This window comes from Agaricicola taiwanensis, from assembly GCF_014635245.1.
In the GTDB taxonomy this organism is placed as follows: domain Bacteria; phylum Pseudomonadota; class Alphaproteobacteria; order Rhizobiales; family Methylopilaceae; genus Agaricicola; species Agaricicola taiwanensis.
Genome location: NZ_BMCP01000001.1, coordinates 717,886 through 731,991 on the forward strand (window position 1 = coordinate 717,886; position 14,106 = coordinate 731,991).

Sequence of the window (14,106 nt, forward strand, 5' to 3'; positions counted from 1 at the left end):
GAACTTTTAACGCCGCGACAAAGCAGCGGCAGGCCCGGATTTTTATCCGGGCCGATAAGCAGCCTTTGATGCCTAGGCTACGTCTTTCGCGCTCCGGGTAGCGGCGCCGGCTGGAGCGGCAACCGCTTGGTAGAAGTCACGAATGTTCGGTCGATCCGGCAGGTTGAGAATAAAGCTCATAATGCCGTCCGCCGCCTCGCCCGCAGCAAAGCTCCGGTCGGTGTTGCTGATGAACTTTGCCTGGATGAAATTGGAGCCGATCGGCCGCCCTTGAGAACCGAGATTGATGTCCACCGATTTTGTGAACGTCTGGCCGTCCCTCAGCCGCACCACCAGCGATCCTGGATAAAACGTCGGGAAGGAGGTGCCCGACACGCCCTCGCATAGCACCCTGTCGGCAAGCGCTAGAATGCGGGCGTCTTGCAGGACATCGGCATCGATATCAGAGAGGGTGAACTGCCGCCGTACCAGCGCCGTAGCTACCAGGAAGGGCAGGGCGAATTGCGCGTCCGACGGCGTTTTGGGGCGACGCTTGCGTTCGATCGGAGCCCCGATCTTGCCGACCACTTCGGCGGGCACACAGGCCGTGATCTCCTCAACCTCGTCGATGTCGAAATTGTCGTATTGGCTGAGTTCGACGGCAGCTTCGATGCAGGCATGGCTGTAATAGGCGGCAGGAAAGGGCTTCACAGCGATCTTCGGTACCTCCCACTCCGCTCCGATCGATTGCACCATGCCGGGAAGATCAGTGTCCAGGGCGTCCATGCCGATGAAGCTCTGGAAGAGACCAAAGCGTCCTTCATATGTGTGCCGCGCACCAGTCAGGCCCTGTGCTGCCATCATCGCGGCGGTCATGCCGGCTTGCGCCGCCCAGCCCGGGTGGAAGGACTTCATGCTGCCCCCGTCATCGAGGAATTGCATGGAGCCGCTCGCCAGCGAAAGAGCGATGCCTTGGGCATGGACCATTTGTTCGTGATCGAGCTTCAGCAGCTTACCTGTCGCCAGAGCGGCCGCGAAGGTGCCAATGACGCCCGTCGGATGAAAGCCGCGCCGTTGGAACGCGCCCTTGGCCGCCATGCCGAGCCGCGCCGCAACCTCGGCGCCAGCGACATAGGCTTCAAGCACCTCCCGGCCGGAGGCACCCAGATGGGCGCCTGTCGCGAGCACCGCGGGGAAGGCCGTGCAGGTGACGTGGAGGATCGCCGCCATATGCGTGTCGTCGAACTCCAGGCTGTGCATCAGAAGCCCGTTCGCGCAGGCGGCATCGCGGGCGCCAAGCTGCGCCGGATGACCAATAACCGCATGGCTGCCGGTGCCCCCAAGTGCGGCGAGGCTCTCGATCAAGCCCCGTCCATGACCCCTGGCGCTTGCAGCAAGCGCAACGCCCACCGCGTCGAGGATCAGAAGGCAGGCGCGCTCGGCGACCTCGGCGGGCATCGCATCATAGCTGATGCCGGTCACGGCCCGGGCGATGCTGCCGGCAAGCGGGACCGAAACCGTGTCATGCGGCATGGGCATCGCCTGCCTTGGCGGGATAGAGATGGCAGGCCACGCCGCGGTGACCTACCTCGCGCCAGGCTGGGTATTCGCGGCGGCAAATATCCATCGCCTTGGGGCAACGCGGATGGAAATGGCACCCGCTTGGTGGCGACATGGCCGAGGCGGCGTCGCCCTCGATCTTGGCCACGGTGATCTTCGCTCTGGGGTCCGGCACCGGGGAAGCGGCGCGCAATGCCTGGGTATAGGGATGCAGCGGTTCCTCGAAGACGTCGTTGACGCTGCCCTTTTCGACGATGCGGCCGAGATACATCACCGCCACCTGACGGCAGAAGTGCCTGACGACGCCGAGATCGTGGGAGATGAAGACAAAGCTGAGCCGGCGCGTCCGCTGCAGCTTTTCCATAAGCTGCAGCACCTGTGCCTGGATCGAGACATCCAGCGCGGACACCGGCTCATCCGCGATGATCAGCCGGGGATCGAGTGCCAGGGCGCGGGCGATGCCGATGCGTTGCCGCTGCCCGCCGGAGAACTCATGCGGATATTTCTGCATCGCCTGCGGTGGGAGACCGACCTCGGCGAGGACCGACTGGATCTTTTCCTCCACATCCCGCCGGGTGGCGACACCATGCAGCAGCATGGGCTCAGCCAGCGTCCGGCCGATGGTCAGGCGCGGGTTCAACGACGCGTAAGGGTCTTGGAAGATGATCTGTATTTCCCGGCGCAGAGCCCGCATGCGTTTGCGGTTGGCGGTGAGCAGATCCTCGCCCTGATAGAACACCTGGCCGGCGTCGGGCTCCACCAGACGCAGGATCGACCGGCCAGCCGTCGATTTCCCGCAGCCGGATTCACCGACGATGCCGAAGCTTTCGCCCTCGCCGACGCTGAAGGAAATATCGTGCAGGGCCTGCAGCTTCGCCTTGCGCGACCCCATGAACCCCTTGCCGACGACGAAGGTCTTGGAAACATTCTTGACGTCGAGGAGAGTGGTCATGAGGCAATACTTTCCTGCACGGGAAGATCGGCGCGTACCCAGCAGCGGGCGGTATGATGGGGATTGCCGCCAACCGGAGCGAGAGGCGGTACCTCCCGGATGCAGCGTTCAATGCGCAAAGGGCAGCGGTCGGCATAGCGGCAGCCGGGCGTTCTGACGGTGATGGGTGGCACCTGGCCAGGGATCGGGTGCAGTTCCGATCGGTCGCGGTCGACACGGGGCATGGAGCGCAGCAGTGCTTCAGTATAGGGATGCGTCGGCCGATCGAAGAGCTGCTCGACCGGCGCCTCCTCAATGATGCGGCCGCCATACATCACGGCGACCCTGTCGGCGATGGAGGCCACCACACCGAGATTGTGGGTGATGAAGACCATCGCCATCCCGGTACGCTCTTTCAGTTCAGCAAGGAGCGCCAGGATCTGGACCTGGATCGTGACGTCGAGGGCCGTGGTCGGTTCATCGGCCAGAAGGAGCTGCGGATCGCAGGCAAGCGCCATGGCGATCATCACGCGCTGCCGCATGCCGCCGCTGAACTGATGCGGATAGTCCTTGAAGCGGCTGGGGGCGGAGGGGATCTTCACCAGCTCAAGCAATTCCAACGCGCGGGCATTGGCTTGCCGCCGCGAGAGCCCGCGATGGTAGCGGAGCGATTCCGCAATCTGGTCGCCGATGGTCATCACAGGATTGAGCGATGTCATGGGCTCCTGAAAGATCATGGACATGGCGTCGCCGCGAATGGCCTCCATCTCCCGCTCCGAACAGGCCAGGAGATCGCGGCCCTGCAACCGGATGCTCCCGGAGCTGATGCGGCCCTGAGTCTTCGAGATCAGCCGCATGACCGAGAGCGCGGTGATGCTTTTGCCGCAGCCGGATTCGCCGACGATCGCGAGCGTCTCGTTCGGTTTGACGGAGAAGCTGAGATCGCGCACCGCCGGGTGCCACGCACCATTGATGCGGAACTCGGTGGTTATGTTCTCCACCGAAAGGACGGGCTGGAGCGGGGAGTTGAGGGTGTCACTCATGGCGAAGCTTCGGATCCGTTGCGTCGCGCAGCCCGTCTCCCAGGAGATTGAGCGCAACCATGATGATGAGGATGGCGAGGCTGGGAAAGAGCACGAGCCAGGGCGCGTCGAGCATGTTCTCAAAGCCGTCGCGGATCATGCCGCCCCAGGTCGCGGTCGGAGGCCGCACCCCCAGGCCGATGAAGCTGAGAGAGGCCTCGGTACGGATCGCGGTGGCGAGCCACAGCGAAGCCAGCACCAGGATTTCGTCCATGATGTTCGGCAGGATGTGGACCAGCATGATGCGCAGGTCCGAAAAACCAAGCGCCCGCCCGGCCTCGACGAAATCCCTCTGCTTCACGGCCATGGTCGGCGCACGGGCGATACGCGCGAAGGGCGCGATGGCCGTGAAGGCGATGGCGATGATCAGATTGGTCAGCGTCGGACCCAGCACCGCCACCACCAGAAGGCCCATGACGAGGCTGGGAAAGGACAGAAGGACGTCCATGACCGCCATGATGACACGGTCGGTGCGGCCACCGACATAGCCGGCGATAATGCCGAGCAAACCGCCGACGATCATGGCGATCGCGATGGAGCTGACGCCGACGAACAGCGAAACCCGGCCGCCCCACAGGATGCGCGAGAGGATGTCGCGACCGTAGGTGTCGTTGCCCAGGAGGTATTCGTCCGATGGCGGCGCCAGGTTGAGGAGAATGTTCTGCTCGTTCGGATCGTAAGGTGCGAGCCATGGCGCGAGAATGGCCGAAACGATGACCAGAAGCGTCACGATGGCGCCTACGCTCGCCGCCTTCCGGCGCCACATGAGGCGCCCCAGCCGCGACAGCCGCGTCTCTGCTGCGATCGCGCTCATTGGTGCCTCACTTTCGGGTCGATGACGCCATAGAGAAGATCGGTGATGAGGTTGGCGAGGACGATGAAGAAGGCATAGATCACGAGCATGGCCTGCAGGGTCGTGTAATCGCGGGCGTTGAGCGCGATGACGATCAGTTTGCCGAGTCCGGGCCGGTTGAAGACCATCTCCGTCAGGACCGAGTTGCCGATGAGGACGCCAAGATAAAGGCCGATCACCGTCACGATGGGGATCAGGGCGTTTCTGAGCGTGTGCCGCCAGATCACCATGCGGGCCGGAACGCCCTTGGCGCGCGCCGTGCGGATATAATCCTCGCTGATCACCGTCAGCATGCTGGAGCGGGTCACACGGGTGATATAGGCCACCATGATCAGCCCGAGATTGAGCGAGGGAAGTATCAACGCGCGCAGGCGCTGCACGGGATCGGCATAGGCGGCCTCACCGATAACGGGAAACCAGCGCAGCTCGATCGCGAAGGCGAGCAGCAGCAGGATGGCGGAAATGAACGCCGGGAACGACAGGCCGAGCAGCGAGAAAAAGCGAATGGAGAAGTCGATCCAGGTGTTGCGGTAACGGGCCGCGATGACGCCGAGAGGGAGCCCGAGCACGATGCCTATGATCAGCGAGGCCGCTGTCAACTCCAGCGTGTAGGGCAGCACACGCAGCACTTCCGTCAGGACCGGCTGATTGCTGATCATGGAGCGGCCGAAATCGCCTTGGGCGATGGCGCCGATGAAGCTGAAATACTGCTCCATGAGCGGCTTGTTCAATCCCAGCTGCTCCCGCAACTGGTCGATCGCCACCTGGGTCGCATTCTCGCCCAGGATGACGATGGCAGGATCCCCGGGGGCGACCCGCACCAGGAAGAAGACGATCGTCAGCACACCGAGCAGCGTCGGGATGGCCACCAGGAGCCGCTTCAGGGTGTAAGCCAGCATCAGCGGGCGCCTCTTAGGGAGCCGGCAAACATGGCTATGCCTCGGTCAACTGATCCGAATGCGCAAAGCTCCATGGACATCATAGGCATGCTCCGTCGCTGACGCACGGAGGTCGGCGCCAGTCGGAACAAGCCTGCGCATGAATGAACTCATCGTCAATATGAAATTTTCACTTGCGTGATGCCATCATTGATGAAACTTTCGTGTCGGCCGGGGATAGTGCCGGTGGCACGGAGCTGAAATGGCATCGACCACAAGCTATGAAGCGCGGAGCGTCGCGGACCTCTGGTTGGGTCAGCAGATCCGCCAGACGCGCAAGAAGCGCGGACTGTCGATTTCGGATCTGTCGAAGCAGTGCGGGATGTCGGTCGGGCTCGTCAGCCAGATCGAACGGGGGATCAGTTCACCCTCGGTTCGCGCTCTTCGGTTGATTTCGGAAGCGCTGGAGATCCCAAGTTCTGCTCTGCTCAAATTCGGTGACGCGCCCGCCTCGGATGAGAAGGGGATCGTGTCCCGGGCCAACAGCCACCCGACGTTGAACAATCCCGAAAAGGGCATTGAGAAGGTGATCGTGACGCCGCAGCCATCGGCCGGCATCAACGTCTATCGCGCTTTCATAGAGCCCGGCGGCTCAACCGGTGAAGAGCTTTTTACCATCGAGCGGGGAGAGCAGGTCGGCCTCGTGCTGACGGGGCAGCTGGAGCTTTGGATTGAAGACAAGTGCTTCACGCTAAAGCCGGGCGACAGCTTCCGGTACCACAGCAAGACGCCGCACAGGTGGCGCAATCCCGGTGACACGAGGACAGAGGTGATCTGGGTCGTGGCAGCCGTGGCGCTCATTAACGACAAGTAAAACAAGGAAACAGGGGACTTCAGATGACGCGATTTAACTGCCGGCCTCTCATTGCCGCTGCGCTGATCGGCACAGCGGGATTCTTATCCAGCGGTCCAGCCTTCGCCCAGGAAAAGGTGCTGTCGGTCGGCATGGCCGCCTCCGATCTCGGTACGCTTGATCCGCACCGTGGCGCGGCAACCCAAGAGAAGATCGTGCTGGCCTGGATGTACAACGGACTGACCCGCTTCAAGCCGGGCTCCGTCGATCTCAATGACATCGAGCCGGATCTGGCGACCAAGTGGGAGATCTCGGAGGACAAGAAGGTCTGGACCTTCACCTTGCGGGATGACGTCAAATTCCATGGCGACTACGGCATGATGACGGCGGAAGATGTCGTCTTCTCCATCAAGCGCGCGGCGGACCCCGCCACCTCCTCCTTCTCGTCCGATTTCGCCAATATCGCCGATGTCGAGGCGGTGGACGACAAGACGGTGCGCTTCACGCTGAAGGAGCCGTCGGCCACACTGCATTACACGCTGGTCGGCTTCCAGGGCGGCTTCATCGTGTCCAAGAAGGCGGTGGAGAAGCACGGCGACAATTTCCGTGTGAACCCGGCTGGAACCGGACCCTTCGGCTTCACCTCCTACCAGGCCAGTCAGTCGGTGACGCTGTCCGCCAATCGCGATTACTTCCGCGGCGCGCCCAAGATCGACAAGATCGTCTATCGCTACATCCGGTCCGACGCGAGCCGTGATCTGGCTTATGAATCCGGCGAGCTCGACCTCATCTACGGCCGTCAGGACCAGAAATGGGCCGAACGCATGAAGGCACGCGAGGACACCGTCCTCGACGTGATGGAGCCAGCCTATCAGGGCACGGCCTATCTCAACATGTCGCACAAGCCGCTCGACGACATTCGCGTGCGCCAGGCCATCGCCCATGCCATCGATGTCGATCAGGTCGTCAACTTCAAGGGACGCCTCGTCTCCGAAGCGCCTGTGACCATCTTCCCGAAGGCCACTCTCGGCGCGGACCCGGAAGCCAAATTGCCGGCCTATGATCCCGAGAAGGCCAAGGAGCTGCTGAAGGAAGCCGGTTTCGGCGATGGCCTGCGCCTCAAGATGGTGCAGAGCCAGAACATCACCAGTCTCGGGCCCGCGCAGATCGTTCAGGCCCAGTTGAAGAAGGTCGGCATCGAGATCGACATGGATGTGGTGGAACATGCCACTTATCACCAGCAGATCCGCCAGAACCTGTCCGACATTGTGGTCTACGGCGCGGCGCGCTTCCCCGTGGCCGACAATTACTTCAAGGAGTTCTATCACTCCCGCAGCGCGGTCGGTCAGCCCACCGCCGTGACCAACTTCTCGCACTGCAAGGCCGCCGATGCCGAGATCGACGCGGCCAGCAAGGAAGTCGATCCGGCGCGCCAGCAGGAGCTGTGGAAGACGGCTCAGACCAAGATCATCGATGAGGTCTGCGCGGTGCCGCTGTTCGAGCAGAAGCTCGTCTGGGCTCGCCGCAACACGCTCGACTACGGCTACGACCTGGTTGGCTCGCTGTCCTACGGTCCGCTCATCACCGAGCAGACCACGCTGAACAAGTAGGAGATCGATCGTGCGGCCGGGCCTCGACGTCATCAATGATCGTCTGTTCGACATCGCGATCGTCGGGGCCGGCATCAACGGCGCTGCCGCGGCTCGCACCGCGGCAGCGGCCGGATATTCGGTCGCCCTTCTCGACAAGGGCGACTATGGATCGGGATCCAGCAGCCGCTCCAGCCGTCTTCTGCACTGCGGCTTGCGCTATCTGGCGCCGGGCGGACCGCTGTCCAATTTCGTCCGGCATCCGGGCCGCTTCCTCGATGTGCTGAAGACCGCACGGCGCTCCATGGCGGTGCGCAGCGATTTTGTGCGGACGCAGCCGCAGAGCGTACAGCCGATCCGCATGCATTATCCCGTCTACGCGGACGGACCCTATGCGCCGTGGCAAATCGATGTGGCATTTGGGTTGCTGCGATCCCTGGGAGACGACGGGGTATCCCTGAACTACAGGCGCATGACCGCCGCTGAGGCGCAGGGCAAGATCCCCTTCGCCAAATGGCTGCGCGATCAGCCGCTGCTCAAAAGCATCGCCTCCTACACCGAATACCAGTTCGACTGGCCGGAACGCGTCGTGCTCGATATGGCCTTCGATGCCGAGCGGGCAGGCGCCGTCATCCGCAATTACACCGCGGTCACCGCCTTCGAGCGGCAGGGCGACCAATGGGAACTGCGTGTCTCCGACATCACGACCGGGGAAACGGCGACCTTTCGCGCGCGCAGCCTTCTTAACGTCGCGGGCGTCTGGGTCGATGAGGTCAATGCGCGGTCCGGCCGGCCGGTCGGCCGCAAGGTAACGGGAACCAAGGGTTCGCACATCGTTTTTGCATTGCCGCCCGAATGTCGCGGCCACGGCCTTGCCGGCATGTCCCGCGGTGGCCGTCCCTTCTACTGCATGCCCTGGCGTGATCTTCACTTCTTCGGCCCGACCGAGACGCTCTACGAGGGAGACCTCGACGATGTCCATGTGACCGCGGACGAGGTGGAGTTCATCCTAAGCGAAGCCATTCATCTCTTCCCGGGCCTGTCATTGCGGCGGGAGGATATCGTCTCCACCTGGGCCGGCATCCGCCCCCTGACCTATGATCCCGCCCTCCCCATGGGTCATCGCTCGCGCCGGATTCATGATCTCGGACAAGACGATCTGCCGGATGCCTTCGCGCTCACGAATGGTTCTCTCGGAGCCCATCGCGCCACCGGTCAGGATCTTCTGGACGCCGTTTCCGCTCATGTGCCGCAGCCGCCGGCACCCGCCGAGGCTATGCAAGATTCCGCGGACAGGATCACGCGAACCGCCGACTGGCGCTCCCATCTTGCGCGGATCGCCGAGACCGAACATGTCGTCACTCTCGATGATCTGCTCTCGCGCCGGCTGGGGCTTCTGTGGGAACGGCGCCAGGGACTGCCGGAGGCCGAAGAGATCGCGCAGACTGCGGGGGCTCTTCTTGGCTGGGGCGAAAACCGGGTGCAGGCCGAAGTCGCGGACTACCGGGCGACAGTCCAGCGGCTCTATGGTGTTCCTGAAGCCTGAGGTCACCGTTATGCACGGGCAATGGACATGAGCTTGCTCCGCCGCGTCAAAAGTACCGATCGCCCGACTTTGCGCTTCCGTCTCAATGGTGCGCCCCATAGCGCGTTGGAGGGCGATACGGTGCTGACGGCAGTGCTGGCTGTCAGCAACCACCTCCGCGTCAGCGAGTTCTCCGGCCAAGAGCGCGCCGGCTTCTGCTTCATGGGCGCCTGCCAGGACTGCTGGATGGCGACCGAGAACGGTGACCGCTTCCGCGCCTGCTCCACGCTGCTGACGGACGGCATGAGCCTCGTGGTGCCTGACAGCGGAAGAACGCTATGAGCACCGACCGCGTCGTCGTCATCGGCGCCGGGCCGGCGGGCATCCGCGCGGCCGAGACGCTGGTGCGCAATGGCATTCGGCCGGTGCTGATTGACGAGGCGGCACGGGGCGGAGGGCAGATCTACCGGCAGCCGCCACGGGCCTTCCGCCGTAGCGGCAAGGATCTCTACGGTTGGGAGGCGCCCAAGGCGGACGGCGTGCACAGCGCTCTCGCCCGGATCATGCCCGACATCGACTACCATCCTGAAACGCTGGTCTGGAACGCGCGCGAGGGCAAGCTCGATCTGTTGCGGGCGGGCCGCGTGGCGGAGATCTCCTTCGACCGCATCATTGTTGCGACCGGCGCACGCGACCGCGTGCTTCCCTTCGAGGGCTGGACCATGCCCGGAGTCTTCAGCCTCGGTGCCGCGCAGATCGCGCTTAAATATCAGGGCGCGCTTCTGGGCCCGCGGATCGTCTTTGCCGGAACCGGCCCGCTCCTTTACCTCGTTGCCTATCAATATGCGGCTGCCGGCGCCGCGGTGGCCGGTGTGATAGATAGTGCGCCCTTTGGAGCCCAGGTCCGCGCCCTGCCGGATCTGCTCCGGCAGCCGGTCACATTGGCGAAGGGCCTGTTTTACCGGGCGTTTCTTCATGCTCGCGGCATTCCGGTGTGGAACGCAGCCTTGCCGGTAGAGGCGCTTGGAAGCGGAACGGTGGAGGGACTGACCTGGTCGCGCAAGGGCCAGCGGCAGGATATCGCCTGCGATGCCGTCGCAACCGGTTTTGGCCTGTGCTCGGAAACCCAGATCGCCGACCTGCTCGGGTGCAAGTTCGAGTATGACGACAGCCAGCGATGCTATCTGCCCCAGGTGGACGGCGCTGGGCGCAGCTCCCGGGCAGAAGTCTACTTGGCCGGTGATGGCAGCGGCATCGGTGGTGCCGATCTTGCGGAACGAGCAGGGGAGCGCGCCGCTCTCGCACTTCTGGAAGATATCGGCCACAGCCATGACAATGCGCGTGCTGTTGTCCTTGACGGTGAGATCGGCAAACTGCGGCACTTCCGCAGAGGTCTGGAAACGGCGTTTCCCGCACCCGGCTTCGGTGACTTTCAGCTGAACGACGATCTCATCATCTGTCGCTGTGAGGAGATCACCTTTGGTGAGGCACGCCGTGCCATCGCTGCCAATGAGATCTCCGAACTCAACAGGTTGAAGGCTCTCACCCGCATCGGCATGGGGCGGTGCCAGGGACGCAGCTGCGCACCGGCGGCCGCGGAACTGCTGGCGCAATGCTCGGGCGGGGGCCTAGCCTCGGCGGGCCGCCTGCGGGCTCAGGCACCGATCAAGCCCGTTCCGCTGGCAGCCATCGGCGTGCCGCCGCCATGAGCCTATTTGCAAGCGATGTCGCCATCGTCGGTGGCGGCCTGATCGGCTCCTCGGCGGCCCTTGCGCTGCGGCGCTTGGGATTTTCTGTCGTTCTGATCGAACGGGATCTGTGCGGTGCCAGGGCAAGCGGCGTCAATTTCGGCGGCGTGCGGCGCCAAGGCCGCAGCATCGGCCAATTGCATCTGGCTATGCGTGCCCATGCGATCTGGCAGCGGTTGCCCGAACTCATCGGAACGGACGGCGAATATGTCCAGTCCGGGCATTTGAAGCTGGCCCGTTCGCCGCAGGACCTCGCCGCTCTTGCAGAGTACCGCGAGCGGACGTCGGATTTTGATCTCAAGCTGGAGATTCTGGAGGGTGCTGAATTTCGCCGCCGCTTTCCGATGTTCGGCGAAGGTGTCGCCGGTGGGTCCCTCAGCCCGGAGGATGGGCAGGCCAATCCACGTCTCGTCGCGCCCGCATTTGCGCGGGCCGCGGCCTCGGCGGGGGTGATCGTGCTGGAGCGCTGCCACCTGACAAGCATGGCTCGGGAGGAACGGAGCTTCCTCCTCCGCGCTGAGGCGGGTGTTGAGATCAGGGCGCAGCACCTCATCAACGCTGCGGGCGGCTGGGGGCATGAGGTTGCTTCCCACTTCGGCGACCACCTCCCCTTGAAAGTCGGTTATCCCACCATGGCGGTGACGGAGCCGCTTCCGGCAGTGCTCGGCGTCAGTCTCGGCGTCGAAGGCGGCGGCTTCTATGCGCGGCAGGTCGCGCGGGGCAATCTGGTCATGGGCGGCGGCTTCGGGGAAGCGACGGGGCCAGGCACCTCCCGGCCGGGGCGTCGTCCCATGGCCTCGGTTGCCGAGCAAGCGGCCGCGATCCTTCCTGCGCTGCGGCATGCCCAGGTGATTCGCTTCTGGTCCGGCACCGAAGGCTATACTCCGGATAAGAACCCGGTGATCGACTTCAGCCCGACGACTTCAGGGCTCATTCATGCCTTCGGTTTTTCCGGCGGCGGCTTCCAGATCGCGCCAGCCGTAGGCGAAGTTTTGGCCGAACTGGTAAGGGACGGCACGAGCACCACGCCTCTCGACAGCTTCCGCATTAATCGTTTCAACCCGCACCCCATGAGCGAGGCAAGCATCCTATGAGTCTGGTTCTGATCCGCAAGAACGCACCGACCAAGGCGTGGCTGGAGGCTCTGGCCGTGACCTGCCCGGATCTGAAGGTTCATATCTGGCCGGAAACCGGTCCGGTGGAGGAGGTGGAATTCGTTCTGACCTGGGCTGCCGATCCCGGTGTGATCGCGAGCTTTCCCAATCTGAAGGCCATTCTGTCGCTGGGAGCCGGTGTTGATCATATCCTGAACGACCCGACCGTGCCGCTGCATCTTCCCGTGGTGCGCATGATCGATCCGTCGCTGACGCGGGGGATGACCCAGTACCTGCTCATGGCGCTGTTGCGGCTGCATCGCAATCTCGCAGAGATGGAGGCCAATCAACGGCAGGCGCTATGGACCCGACCGGAAATCATACCGCGCCGTGTCGGTGTCATGGGCATGGGAGAATTGGGTACGGGCTTTGCCACCACGGCTGTCTCGCTCGGCTATGACGTCGCCGGGTGGAGCCGCAGCCGAAAAGATGTCGAAGGCGTTACCAGCTATGCCGGCGAGCAGGATCTCGCGCCCTTCCTGGCGCGGTCCGATGTCCTGGTCTGCCTTCTTCCCCGCACCACGGAAACCGAAGGGGTGCTGAACGCCTCGCTCTTCGAGCGCATGCCTCGCGGCGCGCATCTGATCAATGTGGCGCGTGGTGAGCATCTCGTGGAAGAGGATCTGCTGGCGGCGCTGGAATCCGGTCAGCTGGCGGGCGCGGTGCTCGACGTGTTCCGCAAGGAGCCGTTACCGGCGGAACATCCCTTCTGGTCTCACCCGCGGATTTTCGTGACCCCGCACATCGCCAGCATGACGGTGCCTGACACCGCGGCGCAGATCGTTGCTGACAACATCGGCCGCCTGCGCCGTGGTGAGCCCCCTCTCGGGCTGGTCGACCGGGACCATGGCTACTGAGGGCTTCGGCAGCAGCCACGCGCTGTCAGCATTAAAGTGGTAGCTGCGCCGGGCGCGCCGGTGCTTCCGCCGCATGGGCGGGCATCGTTGTCGTCACGCCCGTTAACGTGGCGGCAAACCAGGCGATGGTTTGGGGCAGGCCTTCGGCAAGCGGCACCGACGGTCGCCAGTCCAACAACTCTTCCGCGCGGCTAATATCCGGTTTGCGGCGCTGGGGGTCATCGGTCGGCAGCGGCTCGTACACGAGCTTTGAGGATGACGCCGGGATCAAGGCCAGCACCATCTCAGCCAGCTCGTTGATGGTGAACTCGTGGGGGTTTCCAAGATTGACCGGCACGCCGGGATTCGGGTTCACTTCCATCAGTGCGATCAAGCCCCGGACGAGGTCGGACACATAGCAGAAGGAACGCGTCTGCTCGCCATTGCCGTAGATCGTCAGCGGCAGCCCCCGGAGTGCCTGCACCACCAGATTGGAGATGATCCGGCCATCCTCGGGCTGCATCCGAGGACCGTAGGTGTTGAAAATGCGTGCCACGCGGGCGTCCACCTGCCCGCTGCGATAAAGGTCGAAGCATAGCGCCTCAGCGGCCCGCTTGCCTTCATCGTAGCAGGCCCGTGGACCAGTGCAGTTGACATGCCCCCAGTAATCTTCCCGCTGCGGGTGCTCTTCCGGATCGCCGTAAACTTCACTCGTGGATGCCTGCAGGAATGATGCACCGTAGTGTTCCGCAAGCTGCAGCAGGTTCTTGGTGCCGGCCACATTCGTCATCATGGTATGCACGGGGTCGGCCTGATACCGGGGAGGCGAGGCCGCGCAGGCAAGATTGTAGACGAAGTCCACCGGCTCGGTTATCTCCAGCAGGTCACAGATATCGTGCTCTATTAACCTGAAATTCGGATGGTTCTCGAGCGGCTCGACATTAATCATAGCGCCAGTCAAGAAATTGTCGACGCAGACAACTCGATGTCCTCGGAAAAGGAGAGCTTCGCAAAGATGCGATCCGACAAAGCCGGCGCCGCCAGCCACGACAATACTCTTATTATTGTTAATTCTGGATTTGCCGCGCATGTTTTTGTTCCCTCGACTGACGAGATAT

At 63.3% G+C, this 14,106-nt stretch carries 13 protein-coding genes; 7 read left to right on the plus strand and 6 right to left on the minus strand.

Annotated features, from left to right (window positions below; all coding sequences use genetic code 11):
• Positions 1-72: 72 nt before the first annotated feature.
• Genes IEV58_RS03365 through IEV58_RS03385 form a run of 5 tightly spaced genes read right to left on the minus strand, consistent with a single transcriptional unit; the run spans position 73 to position 5,304 of the window.
• Complete coding sequence (locus IEV58_RS03365; RefSeq protein ID WP_188408273.1) at positions 73-1,512, minus strand: MmgE/PrpD family protein; 1,440 nt, start codon at positions 1,510-1,512, stop codon at positions 73-75.
• Positions 1,502-2,491 carry an ABC transporter ATP-binding protein gene (locus IEV58_RS03370; protein WP_188408274.1) on the minus strand — a complete coding sequence of 330 codons (990 nt, stop codon included), beginning with the start codon at positions 2,489-2,491 and terminating at the stop codon, positions 1,502-1,504. Before IEV58_RS03370 ends, IEV58_RS03365 begins: the two co-directional genes overlap by 11 nt.
• Positions 2,488-3,513 carry an ABC transporter ATP-binding protein gene (locus tag IEV58_RS03375; RefSeq protein ID WP_188408275.1) on the minus strand — a complete coding sequence of 342 codons (1,026 nt, stop codon included), beginning with the start codon at positions 3,511-3,513 and terminating at the stop codon, positions 2,488-2,490. The genes IEV58_RS03370 and IEV58_RS03375 overlap by 4 nt, the downstream gene beginning before the upstream one ends.
• The gene (locus tag IEV58_RS03380; RefSeq protein ID WP_188408276.1) at positions 3,506-4,366 is read right to left on the minus strand and encodes an ABC transporter permease; all 861 of its coding nucleotides are present in this window, start codon (positions 4,364-4,366) and stop codon (positions 3,506-3,508) included. Before IEV58_RS03380 ends, IEV58_RS03375 begins: the two co-directional genes overlap by 8 nt.
• Complete coding sequence (locus IEV58_RS03385) at positions 4,363-5,304, minus strand: ABC transporter permease (protein WP_188408277.1); 942 nt, start codon at positions 5,302-5,304, stop codon at positions 4,363-4,365. Before IEV58_RS03385 ends, IEV58_RS03380 begins: the two co-directional genes overlap by 4 nt.
• A 241-nt stretch (positions 5,305-5,545) precedes the next feature.
• Between IEV58_RS03385 and IEV58_RS03390 the strand changes: the two genes are divergently transcribed.
• Genes IEV58_RS03390 through IEV58_RS03420 form a run of 7 tightly spaced genes read left to right on the plus strand, consistent with a single transcriptional unit; the run spans position 5,546 to position 13,009 of the window.
• Positions 5,546-6,157, plus strand: coding sequence for a helix-turn-helix domain-containing protein (locus IEV58_RS03390; RefSeq protein ID WP_188408278.1), 612 nt, complete (start codon positions 5,546-5,548; stop codon positions 6,155-6,157).
• Between the two features lie 23 nt (positions 6,158-6,180).
• Entirely contained in the window at positions 6,181-7,746 is a 1,566-nt protein-coding gene (locus IEV58_RS03395) for an ABC transporter substrate-binding protein (protein WP_188408279.1), read from the plus strand.
• Positions 7,747-7,756: 10 nt separating this feature from the next.
• On the plus strand, positions 7,757-9,271 hold the full coding sequence (locus IEV58_RS03400) for an FAD-dependent oxidoreductase (RefSeq protein ID WP_188408280.1): 1,515 nt from the start codon (positions 7,757-7,759) through the stop codon (positions 9,269-9,271).
• A 27-nt stretch (positions 9,272-9,298) separates the two neighbouring features.
• Positions 9,299-9,592 (plus strand): (2Fe-2S)-binding protein, encoded by a 294-nt coding sequence (locus IEV58_RS03405; protein ID WP_188408281.1) that lies wholly within the window; start codon positions 9,299-9,301, stop codon positions 9,590-9,592.
• On the plus strand, positions 9,589-10,959 hold the full coding sequence (locus IEV58_RS03410; protein WP_188408282.1) for an FAD/NAD(P)-dependent oxidoreductase: 1,371 nt from the start codon (positions 9,589-9,591) through the stop codon (positions 10,957-10,959). Before IEV58_RS03405 ends, IEV58_RS03410 begins: the two co-directional genes overlap by 4 nt.
• The gene (locus IEV58_RS03415; protein WP_188408283.1) at positions 10,956-12,092 is read left to right on the plus strand and encodes an NAD(P)/FAD-dependent oxidoreductase; all 1,137 of its coding nucleotides are present in this window, start codon (positions 10,956-10,958) and stop codon (positions 12,090-12,092) included. Before IEV58_RS03410 ends, IEV58_RS03415 begins: the two co-directional genes overlap by 4 nt.
• Positions 12,089-13,009 (plus strand): 2-hydroxyacid dehydrogenase, encoded by a 921-nt coding sequence (locus tag IEV58_RS03420; protein WP_188408284.1) that lies wholly within the window; start codon positions 12,089-12,091, stop codon positions 13,007-13,009. Before IEV58_RS03415 ends, IEV58_RS03420 begins: the two co-directional genes overlap by 4 nt.
• 31 nt (positions 13,010-13,040) lie before the next feature.
• Here the strand turns inward: IEV58_RS03420 and IEV58_RS03425 are convergent, their stop codons facing one another.
• Positions 13,041-14,078 carry a UDP-glucuronic acid decarboxylase family protein gene (locus IEV58_RS03425; protein WP_188408285.1) on the minus strand — a complete coding sequence of 346 codons (1,038 nt, stop codon included), beginning with the start codon at positions 14,076-14,078 and terminating at the stop codon, positions 13,041-13,043.
• Positions 14,079-14,106: the final 28 nt, after the last annotated feature.

What these genes read in the sequence shown, in the direction of transcription:
- IEV58_RS03365 (WP_188408273.1), bottom strand. Translation starts at nt 1,512, where the DNA reads ATGCCGCATGACACGGTTTCGGTCCCGCTTGCCGGCAGCATCGCCCGG.
- IEV58_RS03370 (WP_188408274.1), bottom strand. Translation starts at nt 2,491, where the DNA reads ATGACCACTCTCCTCGACGTCAAGAATGTTTCCAAGACCTTCGTCGTC.
- IEV58_RS03375 (WP_188408275.1), bottom strand. Translation starts at nt 3,513, where the DNA reads ATGAGTGACACCCTCAACTCCCCGCTCCAGCCCGTCCTTTCGGTGGAG.
- IEV58_RS03380 (WP_188408276.1), bottom strand. Translation starts at nt 4,366, where the DNA reads ATGAGCGCGATCGCAGCAGAGACGCGGCTGTCGCGGCTGGGGCGCCTC.
- IEV58_RS03385 (WP_188408277.1), bottom strand. Translation starts at nt 5,304, where the DNA reads ATGCTGGCTTACACCCTGAAGCGGCTCCTGGTGGCCATCCCGACGCTG.
- IEV58_RS03390 (WP_188408278.1), top strand. Translation starts at nt 5,546, where the DNA reads ATGGCATCGACCACAAGCTATGAAGCGCGGAGCGTCGCGGACCTCTGG.
- IEV58_RS03395 (WP_188408279.1), top strand. Translation starts at nt 6,181, where the DNA reads ATGACGCGATTTAACTGCCGGCCTCTCATTGCCGCTGCGCTGATCGGC.
- IEV58_RS03405 (WP_188408281.1), top strand. Translation starts at nt 9,299, where the DNA reads ATGAGCTTGCTCCGCCGCGTCAAAAGTACCGATCGCCCGACTTTGCGC.
- IEV58_RS03410 (WP_188408282.1), top strand. Translation starts at nt 9,589, where the DNA reads ATGAGCACCGACCGCGTCGTCGTCATCGGCGCCGGGCCGGCGGGCATC.
- IEV58_RS03415 (WP_188408283.1), top strand. Translation starts at nt 10,956, where the DNA reads ATGAGCCTATTTGCAAGCGATGTCGCCATCGTCGGTGGCGGCCTGATC.
- IEV58_RS03420 (WP_188408284.1), top strand. Translation starts at nt 12,089, where the DNA reads ATGAGTCTGGTTCTGATCCGCAAGAACGCACCGACCAAGGCGTGGCTG.
- IEV58_RS03425 (WP_188408285.1), bottom strand. Translation starts at nt 14,078, where the DNA reads ATGCGCGGCAAATCCAGAATTAACAATAATAAGAGTATTGTCGTGGCT.